Origin of the sequence: Klebsiella michiganensis (assembly GCF_015139575.1) — a bacterium.
GTDB classification, from domain to species: domain Bacteria; phylum Pseudomonadota; class Gammaproteobacteria; order Enterobacterales; family Enterobacteriaceae; genus Klebsiella; species Klebsiella michiganensis.
Window position 1 is genome coordinate 3,021,191 of sequence record NZ_AP022547.1, and the last position, 19,733, is coordinate 3,040,923.

18 protein-coding genes, 1 pseudogene and 2 riboswitches are annotated in these 19,733 nt (G+C 58.2%); of the genes and pseudogenes, 7 read left to right on the top strand and 12 right to left on the bottom strand.

Features of this window, described 5'->3' with window-relative positions; genetic code table 11:
• Positions 1–24: 24 nt before the first annotated feature.
• Both JLG71_RS14230 and JLG71_RS14235 read right to left on the bottom strand, forming a co-directional pair.
• Entirely contained in the window at positions 25–1,083 is a 1,059-nt protein-coding gene (locus tag JLG71_RS14230; RefSeq protein WP_014838452.1) for a putative urea ABC transporter substrate-binding protein, read from the bottom strand.
• A 57-nt stretch (positions 1,084–1,140) separates the two neighbouring features.
• Positions 1,141–1,239, bottom strand: a riboswitch (guanidine-I (ykkC/yxkD leader).
• A 212-nt stretch (positions 1,240–1,451) separates the two neighbouring features.
• Positions 1,452–2,054: a helix-turn-helix domain-containing protein gene (locus JLG71_RS14235; RefSeq protein ID WP_200913527.1), complete on the bottom strand. Its 603-nt coding sequence runs from the start codon at positions 2,052–2,054 to the stop codon at positions 1,452–1,454.
• A 43-nt stretch (positions 2,055–2,097) separates the two neighbouring features.
• On the opposite strand from JLG71_RS14235, the gene JLG71_RS14240 reads away from it, so the two are divergent.
• Positions 2,098–2,790, top strand: coding sequence for a B3/B4 domain-containing protein (locus JLG71_RS14240; RefSeq protein ID WP_200913528.1), 693 nt, complete (start codon positions 2,098–2,100; stop codon positions 2,788–2,790).
• A gap of 46 nt (positions 2,791–2,836) precedes the next feature.
• Here the strand turns inward: JLG71_RS14240 and JLG71_RS14245 are convergent, their stop codons facing one another.
• The 3 genes from JLG71_RS14245 to JLG71_RS14255 form a co-directional block, all read right to left on the bottom strand.
• Positions 2,837–3,469, bottom strand: a complete 633-nt coding sequence (locus JLG71_RS14245) for a LysE family translocator (RefSeq protein ID WP_014229317.1) — start codon at positions 3,467–3,469, stop codon at positions 2,837–2,839.
• 20 nt (positions 3,470–3,489) lie between these two features.
• Positions 3,490–3,568, bottom strand: a riboswitch (ZMP/ZTP riboswitch).
• A gap of 50 nt (positions 3,569–3,618) precedes the next feature.
• A complete protein-coding gene (locus tag JLG71_RS14250; RefSeq protein ID WP_025108281.1) occupies positions 3,619–4,086 on the bottom strand; it encodes a DMT family transporter in 468 nt (155 codons plus the stop codon).
• Between the two features lie 9 nt (positions 4,087–4,095).
• On the bottom strand, positions 4,096–4,530 hold the full coding sequence (locus JLG71_RS14255) for a DMT family transporter (protein WP_004850792.1): 435 nt from the start codon (positions 4,528–4,530) through the stop codon (positions 4,096–4,098).
• A 99-nt stretch (positions 4,531–4,629) separates the two neighbouring features.
• On the opposite strand from JLG71_RS14255, the gene JLG71_RS14260 reads away from it, so the two are divergent.
• Complete coding sequence (locus JLG71_RS14260; protein WP_109240339.1) at positions 4,630–5,562, top strand: LysR family transcriptional regulator; 933 nt, start codon at positions 4,630–4,632, stop codon at positions 5,560–5,562.
• A gap of 265 nt (positions 5,563–5,827) precedes the next feature.
• Positions 5,828–8,011 (top strand): catalase/peroxidase HPI, encoded by a 2,184-nt coding sequence (katG, locus tag JLG71_RS14265; RefSeq protein WP_200913529.1) that lies wholly within the window; start codon positions 5,828–5,830, stop codon positions 8,009–8,011.
• 50 nt (positions 8,012–8,061) lie between these two features.
• Here the strand turns inward: katG and mgtU are convergent, their stop codons facing one another.
• The 5 genes from mgtU to JLG71_RS14285 all read right to left on the bottom strand — a co-directional run bounded on the left by mgtU (position 8,062) and on the right by JLG71_RS14285 (position 12,781).
• Entirely contained in the window at positions 8,062–8,148 is an 87-nt protein-coding gene (gene mgtU / locus JLG71_RS28520; protein WP_251009858.1) for a magnesium transporter protection protein MgtU, read from the bottom strand.
• A 13-nt stretch (positions 8,149–8,161) separates the two neighbouring features.
• On the bottom strand, positions 8,162–8,254 hold the full coding sequence (mgtR, locus tag JLG71_RS14270) for a protein MgtR (protein WP_014229313.1): 93 nt from the start codon (positions 8,252–8,254) through the stop codon (positions 8,162–8,164).
• 18 nt (positions 8,255–8,272) lie between these two features.
• Positions 8,273–11,005, bottom strand: coding sequence for a magnesium-translocating P-type ATPase (gene mgtA, locus JLG71_RS14275; RefSeq protein ID WP_025108278.1), 2,733 nt, complete (start codon positions 11,003–11,005; stop codon positions 8,273–8,275).
• 155 nt (positions 11,006–11,160) lie between these two features.
• Positions 11,161–11,856, bottom strand: coding sequence for an MgtC family protein (locus tag JLG71_RS14280; protein WP_025108277.1), 696 nt, complete (start codon positions 11,854–11,856; stop codon positions 11,161–11,163).
• 412 nt (positions 11,857–12,268) lie between these two features.
• Entirely contained in the window at positions 12,269–12,781 is a 513-nt protein-coding gene (locus tag JLG71_RS14285; RefSeq protein WP_046878360.1) for an anti-virulence regulator CigR family protein, read from the bottom strand.
• A 287-nt stretch (positions 12,782–13,068) separates the two neighbouring features.
• Here JLG71_RS14285 and JLG71_RS14290 point away from each other — a divergent pair, with 287 nt between their 5' ends.
• Together JLG71_RS14290 and JLG71_RS14295 are read left to right on the top strand one after the other, a co-directional pair.
• Positions 13,069–14,478, top strand: coding sequence for an MFS transporter (locus JLG71_RS14290; RefSeq protein ID WP_025108275.1), 1,410 nt, complete (start codon positions 13,069–13,071; stop codon positions 14,476–14,478).
• An 11-nt stretch (positions 14,479–14,489) separates the two neighbouring features.
• A pseudogene (locus JLG71_RS14295) lies at positions 14,490–14,690 on the top strand (LysR substrate-binding domain-containing protein); the annotation flags it as partial.
• Here the strand turns inward: JLG71_RS14295 and JLG71_RS14300 are convergent.
• Positions 14,687–15,592, bottom strand: coding sequence for a LysR family transcriptional regulator (locus JLG71_RS14300; protein ID WP_200913530.1), 906 nt, complete (start codon positions 15,590–15,592; stop codon positions 14,687–14,689). The pseudogene JLG71_RS14295 and the gene JLG71_RS14300 sit on opposite strands and share 4 nt — an antisense overlap.
• 156 nt (positions 15,593–15,748) lie before the next feature.
• On the opposite strand from JLG71_RS14300, the gene JLG71_RS14305 reads away from it, so the two are divergent.
• Both JLG71_RS14305 and JLG71_RS14310 read left to right on the top strand, forming a co-directional pair.
• On the top strand, positions 15,749–16,549 hold the full coding sequence (locus tag JLG71_RS14305; RefSeq protein WP_116280081.1) for an AraC family transcriptional regulator: 801 nt from the start codon (positions 15,749–15,751) through the stop codon (positions 16,547–16,549).
• Positions 16,550–16,634: 85 nt separating this feature from the next.
• The gene (locus tag JLG71_RS14310) at positions 16,635–17,252 is read left to right on the top strand and encodes a LysE family translocator (protein WP_014229303.1); all 618 of its coding nucleotides are present in this window, start codon (positions 16,635–16,637) and stop codon (positions 17,250–17,252) included.
• Between the two features lie 44 nt (positions 17,253–17,296).
• On the opposite strand, the gene JLG71_RS14315 is transcribed toward JLG71_RS14310, so the two are convergent.
• On the bottom strand, positions 17,297–19,597 hold the full coding sequence (locus tag JLG71_RS14315) for an FdhF/YdeP family oxidoreductase (RefSeq protein ID WP_200913531.1): 2,301 nt from the start codon (positions 19,595–19,597) through the stop codon (positions 17,297–17,299).
• Positions 19,598–19,733: the final 136 nt, after the last annotated feature.

The window sequence follows — 19,733 nt, forward strand, 5'->3', positions numbered from 1 at the left end:
GGCGTGGACTCCCAAGGTCAATCATTACAGCTGCCCCGCCGCCGCCAGCTTCAGATAGCTGTCGTCAAAGCGCAGTTTGCTGTTGGCGGTATCGCCGACGGTGACGCCGCCGGGGAAGGTCATGCCGATAAAGTCAGCGCTCTGCGCTCCCTCTCCCAGCAGCCCTTTATCAAAAGAGAACTGCGCCACCCGCTGCATGGTTTTTGCCAGCGCCGGCGAGGAGATAAACGTCAGGGTATCGGCAGGCGTCCAGAAGAGATGGGTTGTTTTGAGCTGCGCCCGGTAGCCCGCGAGGTCGGTGCCGGAATCGGCGGCCATTGCGCTTAGCGCTTGCGTGTCTCCGGCCTGCATTTTGGCCATCATCTCGAACCAGGCGCCGGTCAGGGCTTTACCCAGCGCCGGGTTATCTTTCAGGGTCTGAGTATTCACCACCATCATGTCGATCAGCTCGCCGGGAACCTGCGAAGAGCTAAAGACCTCCGTGGTTTGCGGCGTCTTTTTGATAACCGAAAGCTGCGGATTCCAGGCCACCGCCGCGCGTACGCCGCTGGTGCCAAAAGCCGAGACGATATCCGCATCCGAGGTATTGACCACTTTGACGTCTTTTTCCTGCAGCCCGGCTTTTTCCAGACCGCGAACCAGCAGGTAGTGCGATACCGAAAGCTCCGGGAGATACACCGCCATGCCTTTCAGATCGCTGAGCTTTTTATCCGCCCCCTTCAGCACCACGCCGTCGTTGCCGTCGGAGTAGCTGCCGGTAATGAGCGCCGTGGTATCCACGCCCCCCGCCGCCGGAATGGTCAGGGCATCCATGTTGGTCATGGTGCAGCCGTCAAACTGGCCCGCGGTGTACTGGTTAATGGATTCGATGTAGTCGTTCAGCTGAACGATATTGATTTTGATGCCGTATTTGCTGGCCCATTTATCGATGATCTTTTCGTTGCTGATGGTGCCCCAGGGCATCCATCCGGCATAGATAGTCCAGCAGATGTTGAACTCTTTTTTGACGGCGGCAAACGAGGGGACGCTGGCCAGCAGCGCCAGCGACAGGATAAGAGAGCGGAGGATCGGCGGTGTCTTCATGGTGGACCTCTGGTTAGCACGAGAAACGGGGGCAGCGCGACACCCAACGGTGCTGCTGTCTCCCGGGCTTTTGTCCCGCCGTGTAACCTCGCAGAGGTCGCCAGCTCTCGGACCAGACGTTCACCTGAGTGAACCGGAACCCTAGCCAGCTATTGTGTTATCTCAATTGTCTGTTGCGCTGCCTTCTGAACAGGAGTGTGCAAGGTCTATGCCAGGCGCGCAGCGCGCGTAAAATCAGCCCTACGGCGGCAGGCGCCGCCGCGGCTCCCAAAAATGGGGAGTGATGATGGGGCATTGCATGGATTTGGTGCGTATGGCGTGAAGGCGGCGAGCGGTCGGGACGATAGCCGCTCGCCGGGAAACGCTTGCTAGCGCGCTTTTTCGCTCACCGTCATGGTGAATCGCGCGATCTTATCCCCGGCGTTAGCGTAGCTATGCGGGGCGTCGGTACGCGCGACGGCGGAATCCCCCTCTCGAATCAGATAGACCCCGTCGTTAACCGTCAGGGTTAAGACGCCCTCGGTCACGAAAAGCAGCTCAGTCGTCCCCTCCCCGTGCCCCGGCGATGTGAACATTTCTCCCGGATTGAGGCTCCACTGCCAGAGCTCAACCATATCCGGACCGCTGGTACCGGCAAGGAGCCGCGCCTTGCCGCCCTGCTCGCCCTGCCACAGCGTGGGAATCTCGCCTTCTGCAATCACCTTTACCGGCGGCGCGGTGGCGACATTGACAAAATCGGCCACGGAAACGCCCAGCGCCGAGGCCAGACGGCACAACAGCGCAATGCTGGGATTGGCCCTGCAGGCTTCAATGTCTACCAGCATACCTTTGCTGACGCCCGCGCGTCGCGACAGCTCATCCAGGGAGATCTTCTTTTCCGCCCGGTAGCGCTTAATGCGCGCCGCAACGGCTTCATTAATCATGGCGGCATCGGCGCCCGCGTCGGTCGTTATATTGACTTTATTGGTCATCGGTCGATATTATGCTTTAAAATGGTCGTTACAGGATTATCCAATGAATAGCGTATTACCGTCAATCAGCCCGCAGGTCTCCGCGCTGGCCCCCGGCTTTCGCGCCCTGAGCATTGATGTCGTTTCCGCCGCCGTACGCGCCCCCCTGGTCGGGTCCGATGTGCTCCGCTCCGCCTGCCAGGCGGTTATCGCCGGCGAGCCGCAGTGGGCGGAGGCGCACCTGCAGGCCTGGAACGAGGTATTCCGCGCCTTTGGCGCAAAACCCAAGCGGACGCCCTGCTCGGCGGAAGCCTTGCGCAGGCGGGTGCTGCGCGATGGCGAGATGGCTGCGATCGATCCCATCGTCGATCTCTATAATGCGGTGAGCCTGCGCTACGCCGTGCCGGTCGGCGGCGAAAACCTGGCGGCTTACGTTGGCGCCCCGCACCTCAAGCTCGCGGACGGCAGCGAACCGTTCGATACCGTCAAAGAGGGGCAGATCGTTCACGAATATCCCGATGCGGGAGAAGTGGTCTGGGGCGACGATCGCGGCGTGACCTGCCGACGCTGGAACTGGCGACAGGGAGTACGTACTCGTCTGAGCGTGGAGAGTCCGCGGATGTGGTTTATTCTTGAAAGCCTGCCGGAAATGCCACTTAGCGCGCTGCAGGAGGCGGGAGAGATGCTGAGCAACGGCCTGCTGGAGATGATGCCGGAGGCGACGATCCGCTCACAGCTGATAGGGCCAGGGGCCTAAAGCCATTCCCCTGCGCCCGGCAGCGTAGCACCGCCGGGCGCAGCGATTACTTCCGCGCCTCGAAGGCAATTTTCACCGCCATCCCCGCCAGCACCGTCGCCATCAGCCAGCGCTGAAACTGCTGCCATAACGGGCGCCCCGCGAGAAACAGCGACACCTGCCCGGCCATCACCACAATCAGCGCATTAACCGCTACGCTAATGAGCGCCTGCGTCCCTCCCAGCACCAGCGACTGCGCAAGGATGCTGCCGTGTCCGGGAGAGATAAACTGCGGCAGCAGTGAGAGATACATGATGGCGATTTTAGGGTTCGCCAGGTTAGTAATAAAGCCCATCATAAACAGCTTACGGCCGCTATCGGCAGGCAGGTCGCGCACCGCAAAGACCGAGCGCCCGCCGGGCTTCACCGCCTGCCAGGCCAGATAAAGCAGATAGACCACGCCGCTGATGCGCAACGCGTCGTAAGCGTAGGGCACGGCGAAGATCAGTGCGGTAATACCGAACGCGGCGCACAGCATATAAAACACAAACCCCAGCGCCACCCCGCCGAGGGAGACCAGTCCGGCCCTTCTTCCCTGGCAAATCGAGCGCGAAATCAGATAGATCATATTCGGCCCCGGGGTCAATACCAGGCCAAGGGCAACAAGCGCGAAGGTCAGCAGCGACGGTATCTCAGGCATAGCGTATCTCCGGTAAAGTGATGTGATGCCCAGGCGCGCGGCGGCGATCCCCATGCTCCCCGACAGTTCCTGTCTAAAGCGCCAGTCACAGGGTGACGAACAGTATGACCGCGGTTGGCGATGCGCGACAACTCACCTGAACAGGTGGGCTAACTCTCCTTATCTTCAGCTTTTGCCGCCGCGCTGGAGCGGTAAATAAAGAACAGCGCCAGCCCCAGACAGACGATGGCCCCCAGCCGCCCCGCTGAAAAGGCAATGGCGTCGTTACCCAGCCAGCCAAAATTATCGATCAGCAGACTCATGGCCAGTTGGCCAAAAATCACCGCCACCGTGGCCGTCGCGGTACCGATACGCTGCACCGCCACCACCATAATTACGATATAGGGAACCCCGCAAAATGCGCCCAGCAGCTGCCATTTCGGCACATCCAGCAGCGTTGTCGACTGATGGGGGGCAAAATAAAAAATCAGCAGCGCCGTGATCAAGGCGCCCACCGCAAACGTGAGAAACGCGCTGCGAAATACGCCCACCTGGCTGCCCAAACGGCCATTAATCGCCGCCTGCATACTCAGCATCGCGCCGCCGACCAGCGCCAGCAAAATCATTATGCTACTCATGTTAACTCCTCAGCTTGTGGCGATCAGAATCAGGGCGACGATGATAAACAGCAGCGCGATAACCCGCCGTCCATCGATTTTACGTTTTGCCGAACCAAACAGACCGTAGTGGTCAATCAGCAGGCTTTTGCATACCTGACCGGCCAGAATGCCGATCATCGTCATGGCGATACCGATAACCGGTACGGCAATGGTTAAGATGACGACGTAAATGGGCCCCAGTACGCCCCCGGTAAGCTGCCAGCCCGGTAAGGAGAAGAACGAGGGACCCTGCCTGGGGCCAAACAGCAGCATCAGCAGAAAGGTTAGCGCGCTCCCGACGCTAAAAATGCTGAAGGTGGCCCACAGGTCCCCTACCTGACCGGCAAGCGGCCCGAGTAGTCCGGCTTCCACGGATAACCCCATGCCGCCGGCAATCACAAGAAAAATAAGTAATAACTGCATCGTTGATATCCGATTATTGATTGGGTGGCAGAGCATAAAGCAGCGAAGTAATGTGAAAAACGATACAATCAGGGAAACACTTTTGCGGATATTGCATTAATGAGCGATGCGGGTAATGTAAATTTTCGGGCGCTACAGCTGTTTATCGCCGTCTATGACAGCCAGAGTTTCTCCGTGGTGGCGAGGCGGGAAGGCGTTTCGCCCTCGATGGTGTCGCGCGTCATTCACCAGCTTGAGGATGCGCTCGGCCAGCAGCTCTTTTATCGTAATACCCGGGCGGTGGTTCCCACCGAAGCGGGACGCCTGTTTGCCGAACATGCCAGAGGGCTCGGCGAACGGTTCAGCGTTGCCAGGCGCGACCTGCAGGACCGTCGTCTTGAGCCGGGTGGACTGGTGCGGATCAACGCCCCGGTCTATTTTGGCCAGCGCCATATCGCGCCGTGGCTGCCGGGGCTGACGCAGCGCTATCCACAGATGCAAATTGCGCTGGCGCTGACCGATGATTTTATCGATCCGCACCGCGAAGCGACCGACCTGATTTTCCGCATCGGCAGCCTGCCGGACTCCAGCGTTCATGCCAGAGTACTGGGTATGCAGCATCACTATCTGGTTGCGGCTCCGGACTATCTGCAGCGCTGCGGCACGCCGGAGAAACCGGAAGATCTTCGCCATCACAGCACGCTGGTCTACAGCGGTTCAAATGGACCTAACCGCTGGCTGTTCCGCCTCGCGGAGGGAGAATGGGTTCACTATCCGCAAACGCCGCGGCTGGCATCAAATAACGCCGATGCGCTGCTGACCGCTGCGCTGGGAGGCATGGGGGTGGTGCTCTTTCCCGATTGGATGGTCAATGAAGCCATGGGGGCTGGAAGGCTGATTCAGCTGATGCCTCACTACAGCGCGGCGATCGGCAGCAGCCCCTCGCCGGTGTCGGCGATCTACCCTCACGCCCGTCATCCTTCGTTAAACGTACGTGCGGTAATAGACTATTTTATCGACGTTTTTGGTACGCCTTTATACTGGCAGCGCTAAGCCGTTTTACGCACTAAAATTGTCGTAACTCAAACAATCGGTCTTCGCTGGCGGGGATGATGTCTTAACGATTCCTTTACGCGTATGTTACGACTATTGTGGTTGAGTCAATACTGAACAATCAATCATTGAACAATGATATATGTTCGGTTTTTACAAAGGCATTGAACGGAAATAACTATTAAATCCGTAGACTCATTCAAATATCGCTTATTGGTAGCAGTGTATATCGTAATGGCATTCACAAAAGCAAACGGAGCCTGATATGAGCACGTCAAACGATCCTTCGAATACCCCGTCGGCAGGGAAATGCCCTTTCCACGCCGAGACGGCGACGCCCACCCAGAGCGCGGGCGGTGGCACCGGCAACCGCGACTGGTGGCCAAATCAACTACGGGTGGATCTGCTGAATCAGCACTCCAATCGTTCAAACCCGCTGGGCGAACACTTTAACTACCGCGAAGAGTTTAAGAAGCTCGACTACTCGGCCCTGAAGGCCGATCTGCGCGCCCTGCTCACCGATTCTCAGGAGTGGTGGCCAGCGGACTGGGGTAGCTATATCGGGCTGTTTATTCGTATGGCGTGGCACGGCGCCGGTACCTATCGTACCGTTGACGGGCGCGGCGGCGCGGGCCGCGGCCAGCAGCGTTTCGCACCGCTCAACTCCTGGCCGGATAACGTCAGCCTCGACAAAGCCCGTCGCCTGCTGTGGCCGGTAAAACAAAAATACGGGCAAAAAATCTCCTGGGCCGACCTCTATATGCTGGCAGGCAACGTGGCGCTGGAAAATGCCGGTTTCCGTACGTTTGGCTTCGGTGCCGGTCGTGAAGACGTTTGGGAACCGGATCTGGACGTCGACTGGGGTAACGAAACCGAATGGCTGGCCCATCGTCATCCGGAAAGCCTGAATCAGCAGGCCATCGGCGCGACCGAAATGGGGCTGATTTACGTCAACCCTGAAGGCCCCAACGCCAGCGGCGACCCGCTCTCCGCCGCCTCCGCGATTCGCGCGACCTTCGGCAATATGGCAATGAATGATGAAGAGATCGTCGCGCTGATCGCCGGCGGTCATACGCTGGGCAAAACCCACGGTTCCGCGGTGACCAGCCACGTTGGCGCAGAGCCGGAAGCGGCGCCGATTGAAGCGCAGGGACTCGGCTGGGCGAACAGCTACGGCAGCGGCGCGGGCGCCGACGCGATCACCTCCGGTCTGGAAGTGGTCTGGACGCAAACGCCGACCCAGTGGAGCAACTACTTCTTCGAAAACCTGTACAAATATGAGTGGGTGCAAACCCGCAGCCCGGCAGGCGCGATTCAGTTCGAAGCGAAAGATGCGCCGGAGATCATTCCTGACCCGTTTAATCCGGAGAAAAAACGCAAGCCGACCATGCTGGTCACCGACCTGACGCTGCGCTTCGACCCGGAGTTCAACAAGATTTCCCGCCGCTTCCTTAACGACCCGCAGGCCTTTAACGAAGCCTTTGCCCGCGCGTGGTTTAAACTTATCCACCGCGATATGGGGCCGAAGTCCCGCTACATGGGCCCGGAAGTGCCGAAAGAAGATCTGATCTGGCAAGATCCGCTACCGGCGGCGGTCCACACCCCAACCGCAGAGGATATCGCGACGCTGAAAACCGCCATTGCCGACGCCGGCCTTTCGGTCAGCGAGCTGGTTTCCGTTGCCTGGGCATCGGCCTCCACCTTCCGCGGCGGCGATAAACGCGGCGGCGCCAACGGCGCGCGTCTGGCGCTGGAACCGCAGAAATCCTGGCCGGTAAACGCCATCGCGTCCCGCGTGCTGCCGACCCTGCAGGGGATTCAGCAGGCATCCGGTAAAGCGTCGCTGGCCGATATTATCGTTCTGGCCGGCGTGGTGGGCATTGAGCAGGCTGCCGCGGCGGCGGGCGTTCAGGTTAGCGTTCCCTTCGCCCCTGGCCGCGTCGATGCGCGTCAGGATCAGACCGATGTGGAAGCGATGGATCTGCTGCAGCCGCTGGCCGATGGTTTCCGCAACTATCGTCGCGTTGGCGGCGGCATCTCCACCGAAACGCTGCTGATTGATAAAGCGCAGCAGTTAACGCTGACGGCGCCGGAAATGACGGTACTGGTGGGCGGTCTGCGCGTGCTGGGCGCGAACTTCGACGGCAGCCGACACGGCGTGTTTACCGACCGCGTGGGGGTGTTGAGCAATGATTTCTTCGCTAACCTGCTCGATATGGGCACCGTCTGGAAAGCCGCTGACGAGCACGCTGAGCTGTTTATCGGCCGCGACCGTAAGAGCGGCGAAGAGAAATATACCGCGACCCGCGTTGACCTGGTGTTTGGCTCCAACTCCGTCCTGCGCGCCCTGGCTGAAGTGTATGCCTGCAGCGATGCGCGGCAGAAGTTCGTGAATGACTTCGTTGCCGCATGGACCAAGGTGATGAACCTCGACCGCTTCGATCTGTAATCCTTTCCCCGGCAGAAATGCTAAACCCGGGCCAATGGCCCGGGCTCCTCTTATCTAATCCAGATTGTCAGCAGAATAATGATGGCCGCAATAATCGCCACCTGAATAAAGACTTTATCCAGCGATCCTCTGCGCATCGCGCCCCCTTTTTCAGAACAGGATTTGCCAGATAGCCAGCAACAGCACCAGCAGACCCACCAGGAAAAATATCAGCGCGATGAGGGTGTCCGGAGAACGATTCATCTCTGCGCCTCCTTATCATCAGAACCACTGACCAAAGCGTTTGATATAGAAACGCTTCATGCCCTGCGCGACCAGGCAGTAGCTGAGCAGCGTCGCGATCAGCCACGGGAAGTAGCTCAGCGGCAGCGGCTCCAGCCCGACCATCGCCCCCAGCGGCGAGAACGGAATGTAGATGCCCATCGCCATAATGACCGCGGTGGTGAGCAGCACCGGCAACGTCGCCCGACTCTGGATAAACGGAATTTTCTGCGTTCTCAGCATATGCACCACCAGCGTTTGCGACAGCAGCCCTTCAATAAACCACCCGGACTGGAACAGCGCCTGGGCTTCGACGTGATTCGCCGCAAACACGTACCACATCAGCGCGAAGGTGGTGATATCAAAAATGGACGACGTCGGGCCAATCCACAGCATAAAGCGGCCGATATTTTTCGCATCCCACTTGCGCGGCTTACGCAGGAATTCCTTATCCATCTTGTCCCACGGCAGCGAGAGCTGAGAGAGATCGTACATCAGGTTCTGGATCAGCAGATGAATCGCCAGCATCGGCAGAAACGGAATAAACGCGCTGGCCACCAGTACCGAGAAGACGTTGCCGAAGTTAGAGCTGGCGGTCATATTCAGGTACTTAATGATATTGCCAAAGGTCTCACGCCCTTTGATCACCCCTTCTTCCAGCACCATCAAATCCTTTTCCAGCAGGATGATATCGGATGCCTCTTTGGCGATATCCGCCGCGCTGTCGACCGAAATTCCGACGTCCGCATCGCGCAGCGCCGGCGCATCGTTGATGCCATCGCCGAGGAAGCCGACGGTGTGGCCGTTTTTCTGCAGCGTTTTCAGGATGCGCGACTTCTGCAGCGGCGTCAGTTTGGCGAATACCGAACGCGTTTCCACTTCGCGCTCCAGTTCGTTATCCGTCATCGCTTCAATCTGTGCGCCGGTCAGGATACCGTGGGCATCAATCCCCACTTCCAGGCAAATACGCGCCGTGACCACCGGGTTATCGCCGGTCAACACTTTGACCGCCACGCCGTTATCGCGCAGCGCGGTAATCGCTTTTCCCGCGCTCTCCTTCGGCGGATCGAGGAAGGTCAGCATCCCTTCGACCGTCAGCCCCTGCTCATCCGCGGCGCACAGCGGGGTTGTCAGGGCGGAGTCATCCAGCTTGCGGGTCGCGACCAGCAGCACGCGGAAACCCTGGGCGTTGTAATCCTGCGTTTTGGCTAACAGCAGATCGCGGCGGGTTTCATCCAGCGCAACCACGCGGTCGCCTTCGCGCAGATGCGTGGCCACCATCAGCATCTCTTCGACCGCGCCTTTGCAGATCAGGCTTTTATCGCCGTGGCGGACATCTTCCACCGACACCGAGACCCGACGGCGGACAAAATCAAACGGCAGTTCATCAAGCTTTACGAAGCGCTCTTTGGTCGCTGGCGCAATCCGCCCCTCGCCAAAGCGCAGCACCGCCCGGTCCATCAGGTTGCGCGCCCCGCTCTGGCTGCTGCTGTTGAGCCACGCCAGCGTCAGCACCCGGTCGCTCTCGCTGCCGCTGACGTCAAGATGATGCTCAAGAATGATATTGTCCTGCGTCAGCGTGCCGGTTTTATCGGTGCACAGCACGTCCATGGCGCCAAAGTTCTGAATAGCGTTCAGCCGCTTGACGATCACTTTGCGCCGCGACATGGCGATAGCGCCTTTCGCCAGGTTTGAGCTGACGATCATCGGCAGCATTTCCGGCGTCAGGCCCACCGCGACCGCCAGGGCAAACAGCGATGCCTCAACCCAGTCTCCTTTGCTGAAGCCGTTAATCAGCAGCACAATCGGCACCATCACCAGCATAAAACGGATCAGCAGCCAGCTGACGCTGTTTACCCCACGGTCGAACGCCGTCTGGGTGCGCGTACCGACAATGGACTTCGCCAGCGAACCAAACCAGGTGCGGTTTCCGGTAGCCACCACCACCGCCTGCGCCCTGCCGCTGGTCACGTTGGTGCCCATCAGACAGATATTGCCCATCTCCAGCAGGCTTTTATCTTTGTTCGGCTCGGGAAGCCTGTCGCACCCTTTGCCGGACACGCTGGCCAGAACATCATACTTTTCCACCGGTAGCGATTCGCCGCTAAGTATCGACTGGCTGACGAACAGGTCCCGGGACTCCAGCAGGCGGACATCCGCCGGAACCAGATCCCCCGCCGCCAGGAAGATGATGTCACCGGGCACCAGTTCCTCAATGGCAATCTCCTCCTGCGCCGGCCCCATGTTACCAGGACCGCGACGCAGCACCGTCGCCGTGGTGCGAACCATGGATTTCAGCGCCTGCGCCGCTTTGTTGGTGCGAAACTCCTGCCAGAAACGCAATAACCCGCTCAGGCTGACCATCGTGACGATAATAATAATCCCGGTCAGATCGGTCTCTTCGCCGTTACGCAGCGGTAGCCAGTAATCGGTCACGAAGCTGACGGCGGCCAGCGCCATCAGGACATAGATAAACGGGTTATTGAATGCCTGCAAAAGCTGGATTAGCGCCGGCGGCGCCTGCTCGTGCGCGACTTCATTGCGGCCATATTCATTCAGCCGTTCAAGGGCATCTTCGGTGGTGAGCCCCTGACGGCTGCTGTTGAGCCGCGCCAGCGTATGATCCGGGCTGTTAAATGCCTCGGTTTCAATGGCGAAGCTTTTTTTATGCTGCTTATCATTTTCTGACGCAGACCGGTTTATTTTCCGGTTTTCTATTTTCATGTCAGTCATGATTATTCCTCAAATTTAAGACGTCGTTATCCCTGCATAATTGACTTATGCATAATTCATTTTTACGTTATTAAACGCTTATTACTTTAATTGCCTGGGAATATCCATCATTCCCTCCTTAGACAAATCATTGCCAGAGTAGAATATCAGGGAGGCTAACTCCCCTCGACGCACCAGCGCACTGACGTAATGTTTTCGTCACCGCCAATTCTTGACATAATAAGATCTCGCGCTTTGCGGGAGTCGGTATTACCAACCAGTTCGATGCGGATTTCTTTATGTCCTTGTTCTTTTGCTGCTATCGACACCAGCCCCTGCAAGCTGAGCGTCATCTCTTTACTGATATTAAGCAATAGCTGACGAATCGCGTTTTCATGTTCGCTATGACAGATAATATTCAGGACGTAGCATTTTTCTTCTTCTGTCGCGCCGGGGATCTGATTAATTCTCTGCGCCGCTTCGCGCAGTAGAATATTGGCGCACAGGATGATCAGCGTTGCCGCCGCCGCTTGCCAGAACTGGCCTAAGCCACACAGGACGCCAATCGCCGCAGAGCACCACAGGGTTGCCGCGGTATTCAGGCCGCGCACGTTCATGCCTTCCCGCATGATGACCCCGGCGCCGAGAAAACCAATTCCGGAAACCACCTGCGCGGCAATACGTCCCGGACTATCCGGCGATGTGGAGATCGAGCTCAGAATAAAAACCGCCGCGCCGGTGGCGACCAGCGCATTGGTGCGCAGGCCAGCCATCCGCTGACGCCACTGTCTTTCGGCGCCAATCAGCGCGCCCAACAGCATCGCGGCGAGTAAATTTGCGATATAAGGAAACATCAACATAGCTTCCTCCATTTTTGCTGGAAGAATTAACTACGTGCTTTATTAAGCACACGACAAATTGTCGCCAGAGAGGCGATTAACGTCGCGTTGACGGTGGAGGGAATAATGTATTTTTAAACATGAACATGACGATTATCCTCGCAGCCATGCTGCGTTATTTTTTATGGGATGCAATCGTCTGGATGAGGAGATTGCTGCCCGCCGGTTGGCAAGCAGCGCAGAAAAAATAGCGTCAGCTTGCCTTGATGTTTAAGTAAGGGTGACTGTCCAACATATTTCTCCTGTGTGAATTTGTGCTCATTATAGTCATTCAATTATTTGAGTAAAGTTAAAATCTCGCTTTAGTGACGATTTGTTTAGAATGACCTTAATGCGCTAAGCCTGCCCGTCAGGATTAACCCCGGCGCGAACCGGGGTTAATTCACTAGTCAAAGACGCCATTAATTATCGACGTCACGATCGCCGTACTCAGCGCGATCAGCACTAAATCCTGGCCCACCACGCGCCATTCATAGCCAGGATAGTAAGGCAGTTCGTTGAGCATCGATGCCGGAACCGCTTTTTTTGCAATCCCCGGAGGTAAGGGTTTACCGCGAGCCAGATTTTTGGCGATTCCCGGCGGCAGCGACTGATAGCCGGTTAAACCGTAGTTTACCGCCAGCGATCGCGCTCTGGAGAAGCTGATATCGTCAGAGACATGATCGGGTTTGCCGTAGTTTTTTCTCTGCCCCGGGCTTCCTTCTTTATGACCCTGGTTGCCCTTATCAACGTTGTTTTTACCGCTATTGCCGTTGTTACCGTTATTGCCATGGTTACCGCTATTACCATGATTACCGCCGCCGTTGCCATTACCCGGGTTGGCGAAAACCGGCGTGGCCATCATTGACAGCGAAAGCGCCGCCGCCAGCGCTGCCTGTAGGACTTTCTTACTGGACATGATTTTTTCCTGAGTGGGAGTACTCGCTTTGAATGTAGGTGAATAACCTGAGCGCAACAATCTCTCGTTATCTTAAATTTATTTCAGGTCAAACTTAGCGGCCAGATGGTGAATTCCTTCACCCCGCGGTCGGGCCACAGGCGAAAACCAGCACACAACGCCAGCCAAACCACATTGGCATTATTTTATTCTGCAAATCTCTCTCCCCCGATGCGATTAAAAATTTAAAACCATTAACAATCAAATAACATTAGCAGGCAAACATTTTATCTGAGGAAAATAATAATATGTCTACCACCCAGGTTCTGGGCGACGCCGCGTTCGCCTCCCCAGGACATCCCCACTCCAGCCTGACCGCTCGCATCGATGCGCTGCCCGCCTCCGTTGGCCTGTGGTCTTTTATCACCCTCCTGGCGCTGGGCGGCTTCTTCGAGCTGTACGATCTTTTTCAGACCGGCTATATCAGCACCGGGCTGCTGGCAGAGGATATTTTCCATACCGGCGAGCAGGGTATCTTCGGTATCTCCGACCAGGCCGCCTTCGCGTCGTCCACCTTTATGGGGCTGTTTATTGGCGCCAGCCTGCTTGCGCCGCTGGCGGATAAACTGGGCCGCCGCCTGACGTTTATGTTTGCCCTCGCCTGGTACGGCGTATTTTCGCTGATGATGGCCCTGCAAAGCAGCGCTGAAGGGGTTATCTTCTGCCGCTTTCTGGTCGGCGTCGGTCTCGGCATTGAGCTGGTGACCATCGACACCTATTTAAGCGAATGGGTGCCGACGCATCTGCGCAATAAAGCCTTCGCTTTCGCCTTCTTTATTCAGTTTTTATCGGTTCCCGCCGTGGCGCTGATGTCGTGGCTGCTGGTGCCGATTACCCTTTTCGGCCTGACCGGCTGGCGCTGGGTGATCATCTTCGGCGCGCTCTGTTCGCTGATTATCTGGGTTATCCGCAAGAAGCTGCCGGAGTCGGCGCGCTGGCTGGATGAAAAAGGCCGCCACGAGGAAGCCCATAAGGTGATGTGCGAAATGGAACAGCGCTGCGGCGTTTCTCCCTCGCCACGCCACCAGGTTGAGAGGCAGGATAACCCGCGCAGGCTGGGAAGCTTTAAAGCGATCTGGGCGCCGCAGTACCGCAAACGTACGATCATGCTGATGGTAATGAACTTCTTCCAGGCCATCGGCTTCTTTGGCTTCGGCAACTGGCTACCGGCCCTGCTTTCCGGCCAGGGGGCGAGCATCACCCACAGCCTGCTGTATGCGTTCTTTATTACCCTCGCCTATCCGATTGGCTGTCTGTTCTGCACCCGCTTCGTTCATCGTTTTGAAAACAAATGGCAAATTGTGCTTTCCGCGCTGATGACGGTGGTGTTTGGCACCCTGTTTGCCCTGCAGAACAGCCCGGTGCTGCTGGTGATTTGCGGGTTTATGATCACCTGGTCAAACGCCTGGCTGACCATTAGCTATCACGCCTACCAGGCCGAAGTTTTCCCGACCCACATTCGCGCGCGGGCGGTCGGCTTCTGCTACTCCTTTAGCCGGCTGTCGACGGCGATCACCAGCATTTTGATCGGCATTATTTTGCAATACGCCGGTACCCCAGGCGTGATTAGCTTTATCGTCGCCAGTATGCTGATGGTGATGCTGTCGGTGGGCATCTTTGGTCCCAAAACCCGCGGGATCAGCCTGGAGAATATTTGACGGTAGCCGCCGCCGGGTTAGCCGGCGTTGGCTTCGCTATTCTGGGGGAGAAACCCTGCCGCCCGTTTATCGATCGCGGTGAACTCCAGGAAGTCGCGCTGGAGCTGCCGCCGGCGCCGTTACAGCTCTCCGCCCTCTATCGGGAGCGCCACTTTATGCCCGCCAGAACGCGCGTCTGGCTTGAATTTATCCAGTCGCAGATGGCCAGCTAAGCGCCGTCAGCCGACTGGCGTTCGCTAAAAATCACCTGCGCATCGGCGAAGCATTTTTCCGCCAGCGACGACACCGGCTCTTTGTTGCGCATGATCAGCGCCAGCATCGAGTCGACCTCCGTCTCGGGGATCGGCCTGATTTCCAGATTATCGCTTAGCGCTTCGAGGCCGTTGTTTAGCGGCATAATCGCGCAGCAGATCCCGGCCTGCACCGCCTGGATGATCTGAAACGTGGAGTCGCTTTCAAAAACGTATTTTGGCGTCAGCCCCTTGGCCTTAAAGCTCATCTCAATCGATTCACGGTAGTACATGCCCTTGGTCAGAAAGCCCAGCGGCAGCGCGGCCAGGGTATCCCACTCAGGCGTCGCGTCGGCAAACTGATAATGACGCCTATCGTGCAGCAGCCCCATGCGGGTATTCGGCAGCCAGACCACGTTGAACAGTTGGCTATCGACGTGGTGCAGATAGCAGATCCCCAGATCCAGCTGGTTGCGGCTAACGCCGTCGATAATCTGTTCCGAGGTCATGGACAGCAGACTGAACTGCAGCTCCGGGTATTTATCCGCCAGCGGCTTGATCAGCTGCATCGGATTCAGGCTGGCTAAAGGCACCATCCCGACTCTTAGCTGGCCGACCATCTGCCCGCGACAGATAGCCGCCTCCGCCTCCAGCCCGTCGTGCGCCGCCAGCAGCGCTCGCGCCCAGGCCAGAATACGCTCGCCCTCTGGGGTAAACCCTTCAAACCTCTGCCCGCGCTGAATCAGCGTCAGATTAAGTTCTTCTTCAAGATTGCGGATACGCATCGATAGCGTGGGCTGGGTGATATGGCAGGCCGCCGCGGCCTGGCCGAAATGTCGTGTTCTGTCGAGCGCAATCAGGTACTTAAGCTGTTTAATATCCATTATCATCCACTGTTTGCGCAATCTGCTGGCAGCGCAGCAGGCAAAATGTTAGCTAAATGTTATGTTCTGCGTTGATGAAATTCAAGCGCCGGTCGACCGTTGCTCGTCCCGCGTGCCTGAGGCTACACTCATGCTATGCCCCGGCAGGAGAAACCGTTGAAAACTCGCCTTCATCACGTTCAGCAGCACCGGCTCGCCATGCCGGGACTGGAAGCCATGTCGTTAGTCACGGAACAGAGTTTTCCGCGCCATTCCCACGACCAGTTCGGCATCGGGATTTTCACTCAGGGCGCGCAGCGTTCGTGGAGCCATCTGGGCAAAATTGAGGCCGCCGCCGGAAATATCATTATGGTTAATCCGGGGGAGATGCACGACGGTATCCCGCTGAATGGCCCGCGCAGCTGGCAGATGATCTATCTCGATCCCGAGCGGGTTGCCGCTGAATTTCAGGGGGCGATAAAGGCCGAAGATATTCTCCTGCGCCCGGTGGTCGAGGACCCGCAGCTGCGCGGACTGATGCTGCGGCTGTTTAGCGAGATTGTCGCCAGCGCCCCCGAGAATACCGCCGTAGAAGAGGCGCTACTGCTCTGCCTGATGCGGGTGAGCCGATACCATCTCTGCGCACGGCGGCCTGATAAAAGCGGTCCCCCCTCCATCGCGCTGGCCAGGCAATATCTCGATGATGCCCCCGAAGAGAAAATCTCTCTCGAGGAGCTTGCTACCCTCTGCGGTCTCAGCCGCTTTCAGCTGATCCGCGGCTTCGCTCGCGAAACCGGCATCACGCCGCACGCTTATCTGGTACAGGCCCGCCTGCGCCTGGCGCGCCGCCTGCTCGCCGAAGGTCACTCCCCCGCCGATACCGCCTTCATGGCCGGCTTTGCCGATCAAAGCCATCTGACCCGCGCGTTTCAAAGGCAGTTCGCCATGACCCCAGGCAGCTATCAGGCGAGCCGCTAGCCGACGCTGTGCAATTTTGTTCAATACCGGCGCGCGGCTTTGCGAAATACTCAGGGCCTCGATTCTCTGCAACAGGAATGGCATCATGGCGTTCATCACCCCTGAGTTTCTTTTGACTTCGCTGATTGTGGTCATCGCCCCCGGCACCGGGACGCTTTACACCATTGCCACCGGCCTGGCGGCGGGCAGAGGCATGAGTTTTGCCGCGGCCTTCGGCTGCACGCTGGGCATTATTCCGCATATGCTGGCAGCGATAACCGGGCTGGCGGCTATCCTCCACAGTACCCCCGGCGCCTTCGAGCTGGTGAAGTACGCCGGCGTCGCCTGGCTGCTGTACCTCGCATGGGCCACCCTGACCCAGCGCGGCAGCCTGAACGTGGAGGGCGTCGAGCAACGCAACCCGCGCCAGGTCATCAGCCACGCGATTCTGATTAATTTGCTTAACCCCAAGCTGCCGCTCTTCTTTCTCGCCTTTCTGCCGCAGTTTATCCAGCGCGGCTCGGCTTCGCCGATCGGGGAAATGCTGATCCTGAGCGCCGTTTTTATGCTGATGACGCTGCTGGTTTTTATGCTCTATGGCGCCTTTTCGGCGGCGATGCGCGGATACGTGCTGTCGCGTCCGCGGGTGTTACAGGGGCTGAGAGCCTGCTTTGCCGCCGGTTTTGTCGGGCTGGGGATTAAGCTGATTCTGGCGCAGAGGTAGCGATTTTGCCCACGACGCGACGATCGCCGCGGGCAAACGGCGCTTTAGCGAAGCCCCGCCAGCGCGCGGATCTCTTTCGAGCGCAGCGTTAAACGGACGGGCGCCGATTTATACGACGGCGTGCCGCTCTCTTTATCGAGATAATCCAGAGGGACCAGCACGTTGGCTTCGGGGTAATAGGCGGCAACGGTGCCCGGCGCGATGCTGTAGGCGACCAGCGTGATATCTTCCAACCGCTGATGGTGGCCCGGCAGCGCGGAGCTGATATCCACCCGATCGCCGTGTTCGAATCCCTGCTCAGCCATATCCTGCTCGTTCATAAACAACACGTCGCGACGGCCAAACACGCCGCGGTAGCGGTCGTCCATGGCGTAAATGGTGGTGTTGTACTGATCGTGGCTGCGCAGCGTCACCAGGCGCATCACGTCATGCCCTGCTACCTGCTGGTTTTCGTGCACCCCGTGAAAAACGGAAAACATCGCTTTGCCGGTCGGCGTCGGCCAGATACGCTCCGTCGGCGGCAGCGGCATGCGAAAACCGCCGGGATGGCGAATACGCTGGTTGTACTGGTCAAAGCCGGGAATGGTCTGCTCGATCAGATCGCGAATGCGATCGTAGTCGGCGACCAGCGACAGCCAGTCAACGTTGCTTTCCGGCAGCGTCGCCATGGCCATCCCCGCGACAATCGCCGGCTCCGATCGCAGCTCTGGCGAACCGGGTTTCAGCTTGCCCGACGACGCATGCACCATCGACATCGAATCTTCCACGGTGATTGACTGGCGTCCCGTCTCCTGAATATCGAGTTCGGTTCGGCCAAGGCACGGCAGGATAAAGGTCTCATTGGCCACCAGAAGATGCGAGCGATTCAGCTTGGTGCCAATATGCACGCTCAGATCCAGCCCCCGCATCGCCGGAAAAGCCCGTTCGCTATCTGGCATAGCCACCGCGAAGTTCCCGCCAAGGCAGAGCAGCGCTTTCGATTCGCCGTCGATCATCGCCTGTAGCGCTTTTACCGCATCGTGACCATGCTCCTGCGGCGGCGTAAAACCAAACACCCGCTGCAGGTTGGCGAGAAACGGGGGGCTCGGCTTTTCCGTTATGCCGACGGTACGGTTGCCCTGTACGTTGGAGTGTCCGCGCAGCGGGCAGATCCCGGCCCCCGGCTTGCCGATATTCCCGCGCATCAGCAGCAGGTCGGCTATCAGGCGTACATTAGAGGTGCCCTTATTGTGCTGGGTGATGCCCATACCGTAGGTGATAATCGTGGCGTTAGATTTAGCGTAAGCCGCCGCTACCCGTTCAAGATCGCCGCGCGTCAGGCCGGACTCGCGTTCAATATCCGGCCACGGCGTCGCGTCCACATCCTGCGCAAAGTCGGTAAAGCCCAGCGTATGCTCATCGATAAACGCCCGATCCAGCACCTCGCCCTGCTCTGCTTCCAGCCGGAGCAGCGCCTTCGCGATACCCTTAAGCGCCGCCGCGTCGCCGCCCGCTTTGACCTGGAAATAGGTCGACGCGATGTTGGTTGAGCCGTAGGTCGCCATCTCAATGACGTTCTGCGGATCGGCGAAACGCTCCAGCGCCCGCTCTTTTAGCGGGTTGAAGACGATAATCGGCACCCCCCGGCGCGCCAGTTCGTGCAGCGTGCCCATCATGCGCGGATGGTTGGTTCCGGGATTGTGGCCGATAGAGATAACCAGCTCGGTCTTATCAAAGTCATCGAGGGAGACCGTCCCTTTACCGATGCCGATGGACTGCGGCAGGCCGACGCTGGTCGACTCGTGGCACATATTGGAGCAGTCCGGAAAGTTGTTGGTGCCATATTCGCGGGCAAACAGCTGGAACAGGAAGGCCACTTCGTTAGAGGCGCGCCCGGAGGTATAAAACTCGACTTCATTGGGCTGCAGCGTACGAAGAATGGCGCCGATGCGGGTAAACGCCGCCTCCCATGAGACCGGACGCAGGGTATCGCTGGCCTTATCGTAGGCCAGGGGCTGGGTTAAGCGCCCGTAGCCTTCCAGCTCAAAATCGCTGCGCGCCAGCAGCGACGTCACGGTGTTAGCCGCGAGAAACTCAGCCGTGACCCGTTTACTGGTGGCTTCCCAGGTCACCGCTTTGGCGCCGTTTTCGCAGAACTGAAACGTCGATTTATGCTCTTTGTCGGGCCAGGCGCAGCCGGGACAATCAAAGCCATCCGGCTGATTGGTCCGCAGCAGCGTGGCGGGGGCATCGAGCGCATCCATTTGCGTACGAACGGCGATAGCGGTGGCTTTTAAGGCACCCCAGCCGCCCGCCGGACCATCATAGGGATGGACGCCGGGAACGACGCGTCTTCTGTTACTCATGTTCACTCCTGATGCGCTTTCGGCGGCGTATGGCAGGTGAAACGCCGCACGATCTCTTATCACCCGTTACCAGCCAGGATTACGGGCGTTTTTGTTAACGAAAGCATAACAATCAGGGCGGTGGCTGTATAATCAA